The organism is Rhodosalinus sp., assembly GCF_046542825.1.
Lineage (GTDB): Bacteria > Pseudomonadota > Alphaproteobacteria > Rhodobacterales > Rhodobacteraceae > Rhodosalinus.
In genome coordinates this window covers 1-10,481 of the sequence record NZ_JBKHAQ010000097.1, presented here as the reverse complement: position 1 = coordinate 10,481, position 10,481 = coordinate 1, and the positions used below count along the sequence as shown (strand labels likewise).

The window sequence follows — 10,481 nt, the reverse complement described above, 5'->3', positions numbered from 1 at the left end:
CCGTGGCCGGCGCGTCGGAGGCCTGTGCCTCTTCGGCTGGAGCGGCGGGGGCCGCGAGGCGTTCGGGCGTGGCGGGTGCGGACGCGTCGGGCATTTCCGGGTCTTGCGCCCGGGCAGAGTTCGCCGCATCGACGGGTCGCTTTGCCGGCGTTGCCCCTTCGGTTTGCGCTGCGGTTGTCGCCGGGGCCCTGGCCAGGCGGTCGGTCACTGGAACCGGCGCGGTGCCTTCCACGGTCGCCGTCGCGGCCGGTTCCGATGCCGAGGCCTTGTCTGCCGGGCGCCGCGCGGCCTCTGGCGCGGGCGAGGGAGGATCCTGCAAGGCCAGCGCAGGGACGTCAGCCTGCGCTTTCGCCTGTGCGGTTTCCGGCTGCGCCGCTTCGCCGGCGTCTGCGGAGGCGGCGGGCTGCACAGGGGGCGCGGCCGTGCGTTCCGGTGTCGCGCGCGCGGCGCGGCCTTCGGACGGGGCAGCCTGTGCCGGGTCCGGCCGCCGGGCCGGCGGCTCCGCCGCCTCGGTCGGCGCCTGCGGCGTGAGCGTGCCCGCGGCCATGTCGGCGAAGCTGGTGCCCAGACGCACCTCTGCCGCGCCGGTCGCGCCCTCCGTCTCGACCGTCGCGGACGGCATGATCGCCAGCACCAGCGCCGCATGTGCGCCCAGCGCCGCGGTCACTGCCAGCGCCTTCATGCCCCGCGACGAGGCGATCATTCCAGCCCCCTTTCGGTCACGACCAGCACGCGCTCGGCGCCGGCCGCGCGCAGGGCCGCGCCGATCTCGACAAGCCGCGCCGCGGGCAGGTCGCGGTCGGGTACCAGGCGCACCGTGCCGCCCGCATCGCCCCGCGCCGCCATGAAGGCCTCGGCCGAGGCGGTGTCGGTGCCGCGATAGCTCATGCGTCCGTCGGGGTGCAGCACCAGCGCGTCGGGCGGGGCCGCGCCCTCCAGTTCGTTGGTGCGGACCAGCCGCAGATCAGGATCGAGCGGCTGTGCGACCGTGCCCGCGACAAGAAAGAAGACCAGCATCAGGAAGACGATGTTGATCAGCGCGATGGTGGGCTCGCGCGCGGGTCTGTGGCGCCGCGCCCTCATGACGCCCCCAGCACGGTTGCCTGCACGCCCGGCACGCCCCGCAGCACCACCAGCAGATCGGTCAGGCGCTGCGCCGTCACCTCTCCGCGCAGCGCCACGAGCAGAGGCCGGGGCGCCGTGGCGTCATCCGCCGCAAGCGCCTCTGCCAGTTCCTCCAGCGCGACGGGCGCGCCGTTCAGGCTGAGCCGGTCGGGGGCGACCTGCAGAAAGAGCGGCCGCGTCTCGGCCGTGGCGGTCCCGCCGCCGCCGGAGGTCAGCTCGACCTCCGCGAAGCGCGTGAAGGTCGATGTCAGCATGAAGAACAGCAGCAGCAGGAAGATGACATCGACCAGCGAGGTCATCGAGATCCTGCGCCGCCGGCGGATGCTACGCATGAACCGGCGCACCCTGCGCCCGTGGCGCGGCACGCGCCGCGCCCGGCGACAGGATGGTGTGCACCGCGCTTGCGGCAAAGACCCGCTCGGCGTCCATCCGCGCCTCGAACCAGCTGAGCACCACGGACGTTGGCATCGCCACGGCGAGGCCCGCGGCGGTGGTCAGCAGCGCGACCCAGATGCCGCCTGCCAGGACGGATGGATCGACCTGTGCGCCCGCCTCCTGCAACGCCTGGAAGGCCGTGATCATGCCAAGAACCGTGCCGAACAGACCCAGCAGCGGCGCAAGCTGCGCCACCGTGTCGAGGAAGCGGAACCCGCGTTCGAGCCGGGCGAAGCGCAGCTCGGCCTCGGCCTCGAGCCGGGCGGCGTCCTGCATCCCCGACAGGGCCATCTCGATCACCGGGCGCAGGTAGCTGCGCGAGCGGTCGAGCGCCACGCGCGCATCGGCCCGCTCGCCCGCGTCCCAGGCCGCCACGGCCTGCCGCAGGGCTGCGTGGCGGCCCACGCCCGCGGCGGCGAACTGCCACAGCTTGTAGAGGATGACCGCCAGCGTCACGACCGAGACGCCAACGAGAATCATCACGACCGGCCCGCCCAGTTCCGCCACGCGGGCCACCATCTCCTGCAGCCGGTCGATCATCCGGTCACCTCGATGTCCGTGCGCGTGCGCAGGTCGAGATCCTGCTCGCAGGCCTCGGGGCCCAGATCGCCCGCCTCGCAATCGGTGGCGCCGTTGAACAGCACCTGCCCCAGGCCCTCGCAGCTCGTGTCGGGCAGCACGAACTGGCGCACGCGCGGCCGGCCTGCGGGCAGTGCGCCGAAATCGAGCAGGGTCAGGCGATCGACCTGGCCCTCGGCGTCGAAGAGCACCGCCTCGAAGACCGCTGACGCCACGTCCTCGGCGTAGCCGTTGACCGCAAGGAAACTCATCTCGCAGCCCGCCTCGGTCTGGCGCAGGGTGTTGAGCTCTATGGACAGGCGCGCGCCGATCTCTTCCTCCTGCGCGGCGACGGGCGCCGCGAGCGCCAGTGCGAGCAGGGCCCAGGGGGCGCGGAGGGCTCGCGCGCGGGTATTGGCGGACGAGGTGCCGCTTGCGGGTGCCATGCCTGCCTTCCTCTGTCTGGGGGACGGGTGCCGCGTCACTTGGTCAGGATCAGCTTCTGCGCGCGCGTGATGCGCAGCCTGTAGGTCTGATCCCCCAGCGTGATCAGGGCAAGCGTGCCGCCGTCCGTCAAGGCGATGGCGTCGTGACAGGGCAGATCGTGGCCTCCGGGGGGCTCGTTCTCGTCCGTCGCTGGCTGCGCGTCGCTGACGCTGAACTGGTTGTGCTTCATGGCTGATCCTCCTTTTGGGCGGCCAGGGCCGGCGTGCGGGCCCTGGCCTTTGCGTTTCACCAGGAAATCTCGCGGGTGAGCGCCAGCTTCACGCTGCGGCCCGCCGCGTTGTCGAGCTGCAGGTTCGGGCGATAGGTGGCGTCGGTCACGTTCTCGACCGCAAGGCCCACGGTGAACCCCTCCAGCGGCCCCTGCTGCGGCGTCCAGTCCACGAAGAGGTCGTGGGCCACGTAGCTGTCGCCGCTGGTCCCAGGCGAGGCGGTGGTGATGTCGCCGGCCCAGACGCCGCGCCAGCCCATCCGCACGCCGTGCTCCGGCAGTTTCCAGCCCAGCGTCAGCGCAAGGTTGTCGGCCGGCGTGTCGGTCAGCGTCTCGCCGGTGGACAGATCCTCCGACCGCACCAGCGAATAGGCCGCCTGCCCGAACCACCGCTCGGCGTCATAGGCGGCCTCGAGTTCGAGGCCCCAGATCCGCGCCTCGTCGATGTTGGCGCGATTGGGAGTACCCGGCCCTGCGTCTTCCGGCGTAGCGATCAGGTCGTCGAGATCGTTATGGAACGCGGTGACCTTTGCCTCGAGGCTGTCGCCCTGGGCGAGCACGTCGCGCCCGGCGTAGGCGAGGCCAAGCTCGGCGCTCGTCGCCACCTCCAGATCAAGGTTCATGCTCGGGCTTCGCCCAGCACTCGTCGAGTAGAGTTCGTCCAGCGTCGGCGCCCGCTCGGTCCGCGCGAGCGAGCCGAAGACCGACCAGCTATCGTTCACCTCGTAAAGCGCCGCGATCTTGGGCGAGACGGCGGTAAAGCTCTTGTCCTGCCCGCCGTCCGGCGCGGTCTCGCCCGGCTCCTGCTCTATGCGCTCGAGGCGCAGGCCGGGGATCAGCGTCAGGCCGCTCTCGTGGATGAACTCGCCCTGCGCGTAGAGCGCGGCGCGGGTGTCCGTCCCCTCGGGGTGGAAGTCCATGGCGCCCACGCGGCTCGTCGCGGTGCGCTCCTGCTGCGAGACCTGCGCGCCGAAGGTGAGGTAATTCTCCCAGGCGCCGCCACCGAAGGCGATGGTGTTCTCGGCCTTGAGCGTCACCGTCTCGTAGGCCGCCTCCTTGTCGCAGAAAAACTGACTGAAGCCCGGCCCACAGGAAAATTGGGGGGCTCCAGGCCCAGTAGGCGGAGGAGGCACGAGGTCGTTCTGCACGACCTCGGTGTCGGACCAAGAGAGCGTGACCTCGAGATCGAGCCACGGGTTGCCCGCGCCCGCGTGGGAATAGGCGACCACAGCGGTCTCGTCGCGGCTCTCGACATCCGCCGTGCCGAAGCCGCCGCTCCCGCCGGTCTGATCGACAGTAGTGTCCTCCTGATCCCCCTCGGTGCGCGAATACGAGAGGCGCAGCGCCTGATCCTGCATCTCGCCGAAGCGGAAGGTGCCCTTCACGAGGCCGGACAGACGATCGAAATCGGTGCCCGCGAGCGTCGCGCCGTCGCCGTCCTCGATGTCGCCAGAGGTGTCGCGGTTGAGCGCGAAGAGGAACTCCGCCCCCTCGCGCGGGCGCGTGGCGAAGATCACGCCAGCGCCCGCACCGTCGCCGTTCGAGGTGTAGTCGCCCGAGAAGCGCAGCGCGGCCGTCTCGTCCGGCGCGAGGAAATCGGCGGCGTCCTTGGTGGTGAAGTTGATCACGCCGCCGATCGCACCCGAGCCGTAGAGCGTCGAGGAGGCCGGCCCGCGCAGCACCTCCACCCGCTTGTAGAGCGCGGGATCGCCGAAGAAGGTGCCGGTGCGGTACTGCTCGAAGAACTTCGGCGTGCCGTCCACGTTGACGACGACGCGCGACTGGCTCGCCGGTTCGGCGTTGCCGATGCCGCGGATGTTGAAGGTCTCGCCCGCGACGCGGCCGGAGCCGCCGGCCTGCACGCCCGGCACCGTGTCGAAAAGATCGCCCGCCGTGGTCGGCTGTTCGCGCTCGATGTCTTCTTCCTCCAGCACGGTCACCGCCTGCGGCGTGTCGATCGCCACCTTTTCCGTCCCTGCGCCCAGCACCAGCCGTCCCAGCGGCGTGTAGGCGGTGCCGCCCTCGTCCTGTGCCGCTGCCTGTCCCGCGGTGAGTGCCGCCGCTGCCGCGCCGCACACCAGTGCGGCACGAATCCCGTTCCCCCTCGCCATTCGAGGCTCCCCTTGCTTGCTGTCCTTGATCTGCGGAGCGGGCTGGCGAGAGGCTGGCGGTACCGCGCATTTCCGACTTGATGTGTCAGGAATGGATGTTTAAGAACACCGACAAGAACAGTCAAGTATCTTCCGGGCGATCCAGCTATCTTCCGGGCGATCCAGCCGGACGACGGAAGCGCGCCGGAAAGCAGAAAAAAGCAGAAGGAGGCGAAGGATGCCGCTGTCCGACCCAATGACCCCCGACGCCTTGCTGGAGGCCAGGACCGCCCGCCCCGAGCGTCGGGCGCGCGATCTTGCAAACGAACTGGGCGTGTCGGAGGCCGCGCTGGTCGCCGCCGAGGTGGGCCGCACCGCCACCCGGCTCAAGGCGCACCCGAACGACCTGATTCCCCCGGTCTCGACGCTGGGCGAGGTCATGGCGCTGACCCGCAACGACAGCGCGGTGCACGAGCGGGTCGGCGAATACGTCGAATACCACGGCGGCGAACACGCGACCATGGTGCTTGGCCCCGAGATCGACCTGCGGATGTTCCCGAAGCACTGGGCGCATGCCTTCGCCGTGGTCGAGGAGACCGACAAGGGCGTGAAGCGCAGCCTGCAGGTCTTCGATGCCGCGGGCGATGCGGTGCACAAGGTGCACCTGAAGCCCGCCTCCGATGTCGCCGCCTTCGAGAAACTGGTCACGGCGCTCGCCACCGGCGACGACAGCCGCGATTTCGATGCAGCCCCCCGCACGCCCCCCGAGGGCGCGAAGCTGCGCGAGGACAAGATGGACCTCCTGCGCAAGGAATGGGACCGGATGACCGACACCCACCAGTTCCTGCGCCTCGTCTCGAAGCTGAAGATGAACCGCCTTGGCGCCTATCGCGGCGCGGGCGCGCCTTACGCCGAACCGCTCGCGCCCGCCGCCGTCTCTGCCATGCTGGAGGGCGCGGCGGCCGAGGGCATCGAGATCATGCTCTTCGTCGGCAACGCGGGCTGCATCCAGATTCACGCAGGGACCATCGAGACGATCAAGCCGATGGGCCCGTGGCAGAACGTGCTGGACCCGCGCTTCAACCTGCACCTGCGCGCCGATCACGTGGCAGAGGTCTGGCGCGTCTGGAAGCCCACGCAGCGCGGCCCGGCCATCTCGGTCGAGGCGTTCGACGCCGAGGGACGGCTGATCCTGCAATGCTTCGGCAAGCGCAAGGAGGCCGAGCCCGTTGCCTGGAACGCGATGGTGGCCGAGCTGCCGGCACCGGAGGGCGTGGCATGAAGGCACTGCTGCTCGCGGTCGGGCTGGCCGCGTTTCCCGCCCTGGGCCTCGCGGCCGAGCGGATCGTCGTCGCCGGCGGGGCGGTGACCGAGATCGTCTATGCGCTGGGCGCGGGCGACCGGGTCGTGGCACGCGACACCACCTCGAGCCACCCGCCGGAGGTCGAGGCGCTGCCCGACGTGGGCTATGTCCGCCGCCTGTCGCCCGAGGGCGTGCTGTCGCTGGCGCCCGACCTGATCCTGGCCGAAGAGGGCGCAGGGCCGGCCGAGACGGTGCAGGTCCTCGAACGGGCCGAGATTCCCTTCGTCACGATCCCGGATGCCACCGACGCCAAGGGCGTGGCGGCCAAGGTCCGCGCGGTGGGCGCGGCGCTGGACCTTGAAGCGAAGGCCGCGGCGCTGGCCGAAGAGATCGAGAGCGAGATCGCCACCGTTCAGGACCGCGCCGAGGGCGTGGCAGAGCCGGTGCGCGTGCTCTTCCTGCTGTCGGCAGAGGGTGGGCGGCTGCTGGCCTCCGGCACCGACACGGCGGCCGACGCGATGATCCGCATGGCCGGCGGGACAAACGCCGTCACCGGCTTCGAGGGATACAAGCCGCTGACCGACGAGGCGGTGATGGCCGCCGCGCCCGACGTGGTGCTGATGATGGAGGGCCGCGCCGAGGGCCACGGCGGCGCGGGTGTGCTGGGCCATCCCGCGCTTGCCGCCACGCCCGCAGGGCGCGACGGGCGGCTGGTCGAGATGGACGGGCTCTACCTTCTGGGCTTCGGGCCGCGCACCGCGCAGGCGGTCGCGGACCTGAACGCCGCGCTCTATCCCGGGGGCTGAGCGGTGGTCGCGCTGACCGAGGCCACCGCGCCGCACGCCGGCGACCGCCGCCTGCGCGCCCGGCGCGCGAGCGTCGTGCTGGTCGGGCTGGTGCTGATCGCGTGCTGGGCCGCGCTGGCCACGGGGGCGGCGGGCGTGTCGCTGACGGGCGCGCTGGGCCGGATGCTCTCGGGCCAGGGCCTGACCCTGCAGGAACAGGTGGTGCTGTGGGAGATCCGGCTGCCGCGGCTTGTCACCGGCCTTTGCGTGGGCGCGGCCCTGGCCGTCTCCGGCGCGGTGATGCAGGGGCTCTTCCGCAACCCGCTGGCCGATCCGGGGCTGGTGGGCGTGGGCGCGGGCGCCGGGCTGGGCGCGGTCACCGCGATCGTGCTGGGCGGGCTGCTGCCGGCCGCCATCGCCGGGCTGATCGGCGTCTATACCGTGCCCATCGCGGCCTTCCTGGGCGGATGGGCGGCGACGCTGATCCTTTACCGCGTGTCCACGCGCGCCGGCCGCACATCGGTCGCCACCATGCTGCTGGCGGGCATCGCGCTGGGCGCGCTTGCCGGCGCGGTGACGGGCCTTCTGGTCTATGCCGCCGACGACCAGCAGTTGCGCGACCTGACCTTCTGGGGTCTTGGCTCGCTCGCAGGCGCAAGCTGGGCCAAGCTCGCCGTGGCGGGGCCGGTGATGCTGATCGCGATGGCGGGCACGCTGTGGCTGGCGCGCGGGCTCAACGGCCTCGCGCTGGGCGAGGCGGCGGCGGCGCACATGGGGATCGAGGTGCAGCGGATGAAGAACCTCGCAATCCTTTCGGTCGCCGCGGCCACCGGCGCGGCGGTCGCCGTCTCGGGCGGGATCGGCTTCATCGGGATCGTCGTTCCGCATCTGTTGCGCCTTGCCATCGGGCCGGACCACCGCTTTCTGCTGCCCAACGCGGCGCTTCTGGGGGCGGCGCTGCTGGTCGGCGCCGACATTCTCGCGCGCAGCGTGATCGCGCCGGCGGAACTGCCCATCGGGATCGTCACGGCCCTCCTGGGCGCGCCGGTCTTCCTGTGGATCCTTCTGCGCCGCCGCGGCGTGATCGACCTCTGAGGCCCGCCATGCTCGACGCACGCGACCTGACAGTCCACCTTGGCAAGCGCCGCATCCTGCACGACCTCGCCTTTCGTGCCGCCCCCGGAGAGCTCACGGTGATCCTCGGCCCCAACGGGTCGGGCAAGACCACGCTGATGCGGGCGCTGACCGGCGAGATCCCGGCCGAGGGACGCATCACGCTGGACGGAACCGATCCGCGCAGCCTGCGTCCCTGGCAGCTGGCACAGCGCCGCGGCGTGCTGGCGCAGTTCGCGCGCCTCGCCTTTCCCTTCACCGTGCTCGAGGTGGTGCGGCTGGGCGCGGAGGCCGCGGGCGAGGCAGGCGCCGCCGCCTCAAATCGCGCCCGCGCCGCGCTGGCCCGCGTCGACCTGTCGGGCTACGAGGCGCGCTTCTACCAGGAGCTCTCGGGCGGCGAGCAGGCGCGCGTGCAGCTTGCCCGCGTTCTGGCCCAGGTCTGGGAGCCGCGGGACGGCGACGGACCCCGCTGGCTCTTTCTCGACGAGCCGGTGGCCAGCCTCGATGTCGCGCACCAGCTTCAGGTCATGGAACTGGCCGGCGACTACGCGCGGCGCGGCGGCGGGGTCGTCGCCGTGATGCACGACCTGACGCTGACCGCACTTTTCGCCGATCATGTCGTGCTGCTGGATCAGGGCCGTGTGGCGGCCAGCGGCCCGCCGCGTCAGGTGATGGATCCGGAGCGCCTTGCGCAGGTTTACGGATGCCGGATCGACACGATCCATGCAGAGGCGCCCGACCGGCTGATCGTGACGCCGGTGCCGCAGGCCGCGCCCTTGCAGGACCCGGCAGCGCCCTCACGGGCGACCGGTAGCGCCAGACCGGCCTGATGGCCACGCGGCTGCAGCCCCGGCGGGCGACGCCCGCCACCCGGCACCGCGCGGCGACACGAAGGATCAGGCGTGCGCGCCCGGCCACCCGAACAGCAACAGGCTAGTCGCCGGGTGACCCGCTGGCGCCCCGGATCTCTGACACGCGCAGCCAGCTCGTCGTGTCGGGCGTGACGATCAGGGCCCGAACGGGATTTCCATCCAGGAAGGAGACCGCCTGCACGGCTTCATCTTGCCAGAGTCCGCGCTCGATGAGGAACGCGTCCACGGAGCCTGCGGCTTCCAGGCGTGCAACGAGATCGGCATCCGGCGGAAGCTCGTTTGCAGTCGGGACGGACGCTCCCGCCGCATCCGCGCTTTCCGGCGGCATCGTCCCGGCGCCCTCGATCCGGGCGGGATCGGCATCATGATGTCGCACAGCACCAGATCGGGCGTGCAGTCGCGCAGCGCGGCGACGGCCTCGGCCGCGTCGGCCGCCTCGCGCACGCGGTAGCCCGCCTCGCGCAACTCGTCGGCGATGTCGCGGCGCCGGGGCGGTGCGGTCATGCCGCGTGCCGCGCCGCTGCATCCAACGCCCGCGTTGCGCGCCCAAAGCTTTGTCGAGGCGTCGCTCGATCGATAGGCGTTTTCGGACCTCGGCATCGGCTGCGTCGGTGCCTCGCTCCGGCCCGTGGCCCGCGGGCTGGAACCGGGAAGCGCAGACAGGCCAAGTTATAAGATTGCCATGCGAATCCTTCCCGCCGATAAACGGGGCGCTCGCCGCTCGAGCCGGACGACACATCTGGAAGGGTAGAGTACATGAAACTCATCGCGAACAGACTTTGCGCAATGGCACTTGCGAGCGGAATGATGACTGCGCTCCCGGCAGCCGCAGCCGATCAGAACGTCATGATCGTTTTCGACGGGTCGAATTCCATGTGGGGCCAGATCGACGGCACCGCCAAGATCGAGATCGCCCGAGACCTCATGGAAAACCTGCTGGGCAACTGGGCCGAGACGCGCAAGGTCGGGCTCATGGCCTATGGCCATCGCCGGCGCGGCGATTGTTCTGACATCGAAATCCTCGTCGCGCCGGGAGAGGACACGCGGGCCGGGATACTCGAACGTATCGATGGCATAACCCCGACCGGCAAGACGCCCCTGACTGACGCGGTTGAAAAAGCCGCGACCGCCCTGTCCTACACCGACGCGCCGGCCACCGTGGTCCTGATTTCCGACGGGCTGGAAAGCTGCGAGCGCGACCCCTGCGCCGTCTCCGAGGCGCTCGAACGGGCCGGTGTCGGCTTCACCGCGCATGTGGTGGGCTTCGGTTTGGACGACGAGGACGCCGGTGCGCTGTCCTGCATAGCGGAAAACACCGGCGGGCAATATCTTTCGGCGCGCAATGCCGATGAACTGGGCGCGGCGCTCAGCGCGGTCGGAACGGCCGTGGCTGCCGAGCCCGAACCCGAGCCGGAGCCCGAACCTCGGGACGAGGTCACGGTCAGCGCCCCCGAAACCACCCTCGCCGGCGCCGCCTTCGACGTG

The 10,481-nt window shown here is 71.1% G+C and carries 12 protein-coding genes and 1 pseudogene; 5 read left to right on the top strand and 8 right to left on the bottom strand.

The features are described from left to right. The 7 genes and pseudogenes from ACLFOB_RS11935 to ACLFOB_RS11905 all read right to left on the bottom strand — a co-directional run. Window positions 1–703: pseudogene (locus ACLFOB_RS11935) on the bottom strand (hypothetical protein); the annotation flags it as partial. Then, window positions 700–1,083 carry an ExbD/TolR family protein gene (locus ACLFOB_RS11930; RefSeq protein ID WP_410926198.1) on the bottom strand — a complete coding sequence of 128 codons (384 nt, stop codon included), beginning with the start codon at window positions 1,081–1,083 and terminating at the stop codon, window positions 700–702. The gene ACLFOB_RS11930 and the pseudogene ACLFOB_RS11935, both read right to left, overlap by 4 nt. Further along, window positions 1,080–1,457 (bottom strand): biopolymer transporter ExbD, encoded by a 378-nt coding sequence (locus ACLFOB_RS11925; RefSeq protein ID WP_410917298.1) that lies wholly within the window; start codon window positions 1,455–1,457, stop codon window positions 1,080–1,082. Before ACLFOB_RS11925 ends, ACLFOB_RS11930 begins: the two co-directional genes overlap by 4 nt. Continuing rightward, window positions 1,450–2,100: a MotA/TolQ/ExbB proton channel family protein gene (locus tag ACLFOB_RS11920; RefSeq protein WP_410926197.1), complete on the bottom strand. Its 651-nt coding sequence runs from the start codon at window positions 2,098–2,100 to the stop codon at window positions 1,450–1,452. Before ACLFOB_RS11920 ends, ACLFOB_RS11925 begins: the two co-directional genes overlap by 8 nt. Next, window positions 2,097–2,564: a hypothetical protein gene (locus ACLFOB_RS11915; protein ID WP_410917296.1), complete on the bottom strand. Its 468-nt coding sequence runs from the start codon at window positions 2,562–2,564 to the stop codon at window positions 2,097–2,099. The genes ACLFOB_RS11920 and ACLFOB_RS11915 overlap by 4 nt, the downstream gene beginning before the upstream one ends. Window positions 2,565–2,599: 35 nt before the next feature. Then, window positions 2,600–2,794 (bottom strand): hemin uptake protein HemP, encoded by a 195-nt coding sequence (hemP, locus tag ACLFOB_RS11910; protein ID WP_410917295.1) that lies wholly within the window; start codon window positions 2,792–2,794, stop codon window positions 2,600–2,602. Window positions 2,795–2,850: 56 nt separating this feature from the next. Continuing rightward, window positions 2,851–4,944 carry a TonB-dependent receptor domain-containing protein gene (locus tag ACLFOB_RS11905; protein WP_410926196.1) on the bottom strand — a complete coding sequence of 698 codons (2,094 nt, stop codon included), beginning with the start codon at window positions 4,942–4,944 and terminating at the stop codon, window positions 2,851–2,853. Window positions 4,945–5,161: 217 nt separating this feature from the next. Between ACLFOB_RS11905 and ACLFOB_RS11900 the strand changes: the two genes are divergently transcribed. Genes ACLFOB_RS11900 through ACLFOB_RS11885 form a run of 4 tightly spaced genes read left to right on the top strand, consistent with a single transcriptional unit; the run spans window position 5,162 to window position 8,954 of the window. Beyond that, the gene (locus ACLFOB_RS11900) at window positions 5,162–6,205 is read left to right on the top strand and encodes a hemin-degrading factor (RefSeq protein WP_410926195.1); all 1,044 of its coding nucleotides are present in this window, start codon (window positions 5,162–5,164) and stop codon (window positions 6,203–6,205) included. Next, a complete protein-coding gene (locus ACLFOB_RS11895) occupies window positions 6,202–7,032 on the top strand; it encodes a hemin ABC transporter substrate-binding protein (RefSeq protein WP_410917292.1) in 831 nt (276 codons plus the stop codon). The genes ACLFOB_RS11900 and ACLFOB_RS11895 overlap by 4 nt, the downstream gene beginning before the upstream one ends. 3 nt (window positions 7,033–7,035) lie before the next feature. Next, window positions 7,036–8,106, top strand: a complete 1,071-nt coding sequence (locus tag ACLFOB_RS11890) for a FecCD family ABC transporter permease (RefSeq protein ID WP_410926194.1) — start codon at window positions 7,036–7,038, stop codon at window positions 8,104–8,106. A gap of 8 nt (window positions 8,107–8,114) precedes the next feature. Beyond that, window positions 8,115–8,954: a heme ABC transporter ATP-binding protein gene (locus ACLFOB_RS11885; RefSeq protein WP_410926193.1), complete on the top strand. Its 840-nt coding sequence runs from the start codon at window positions 8,115–8,117 to the stop codon at window positions 8,952–8,954. A 177-nt stretch (window positions 8,955–9,131) separates the two neighbouring features. On the opposite strand, the gene ACLFOB_RS11880 is transcribed toward ACLFOB_RS11885, so the two are convergent. Beyond that, window positions 9,132–9,500, bottom strand: coding sequence for a response regulator (locus ACLFOB_RS11880; RefSeq protein WP_410917289.1), 369 nt, complete (start codon window positions 9,498–9,500; stop codon window positions 9,132–9,134). A 303-nt stretch (window positions 9,501–9,803) separates the two neighbouring features. On the opposite strand from ACLFOB_RS11880, the gene ACLFOB_RS11875 reads away from it, so the two are divergent. Next, a partial coding sequence (locus tag ACLFOB_RS11875; protein WP_410926192.1) for a vWA domain-containing protein occupies window positions 9,804–10,481 on the top strand: 678 nt, incomplete at its 3' end.

Excerpts from the sequence above, each read along its gene's own strand:
- ACLFOB_RS11895 (WP_410917292.1), top strand. The coding sequence starts at position 6,202 with ATGAAGGCACTGCTGCTCGCGGTCGGGCTGGCCGCGTTTCCCGCCCTG.
- ACLFOB_RS11905 (WP_410926196.1), bottom strand. The coding sequence starts at position 4,944 with ATGGCGAGGGGGAACGGGATTCGTGCCGCACTGGTGTGCGGCGCGGCA.
- ACLFOB_RS11920 (WP_410926197.1), bottom strand. The coding sequence starts at position 2,100 with ATGATCGACCGGCTGCAGGAGATGGTGGCCCGCGTGGCGGAACTGGGC.
- hemP (WP_410917295.1), bottom strand. The coding sequence starts at position 2,794 with ATGAAGCACAACCAGTTCAGCGTCAGCGACGCGCAGCCAGCGACGGAC.
- ACLFOB_RS11925 (WP_410917298.1), bottom strand. The coding sequence starts at position 1,457 with ATGCGTAGCATCCGCCGGCGGCGCAGGATCTCGATGACCTCGCTGGTC.
- ACLFOB_RS11900 (WP_410926195.1), top strand. The coding sequence starts at position 5,162 with ATGCCGCTGTCCGACCCAATGACCCCCGACGCCTTGCTGGAGGCCAGG.
- ACLFOB_RS11885 (WP_410926193.1), top strand. The coding sequence starts at position 8,115 with ATGCTCGACGCACGCGACCTGACAGTCCACCTTGGCAAGCGCCGCATC.
- ACLFOB_RS11930 (WP_410926198.1), bottom strand. The coding sequence starts at position 1,083 with ATGAGGGCGCGGCGCCACAGACCCGCGCGCGAGCCCACCATCGCGCTG.
- ACLFOB_RS11880 (WP_410917289.1), bottom strand. The coding sequence starts at position 9,500 with ATGACCGCACCGCCCCGGCGCCGCGACATCGCCGACGAGTTGCGCGAG.
- ACLFOB_RS11915 (WP_410917296.1), bottom strand. The coding sequence starts at position 2,564 with ATGGCACCCGCAAGCGGCACCTCGTCCGCCAATACCCGCGCGCGAGCC.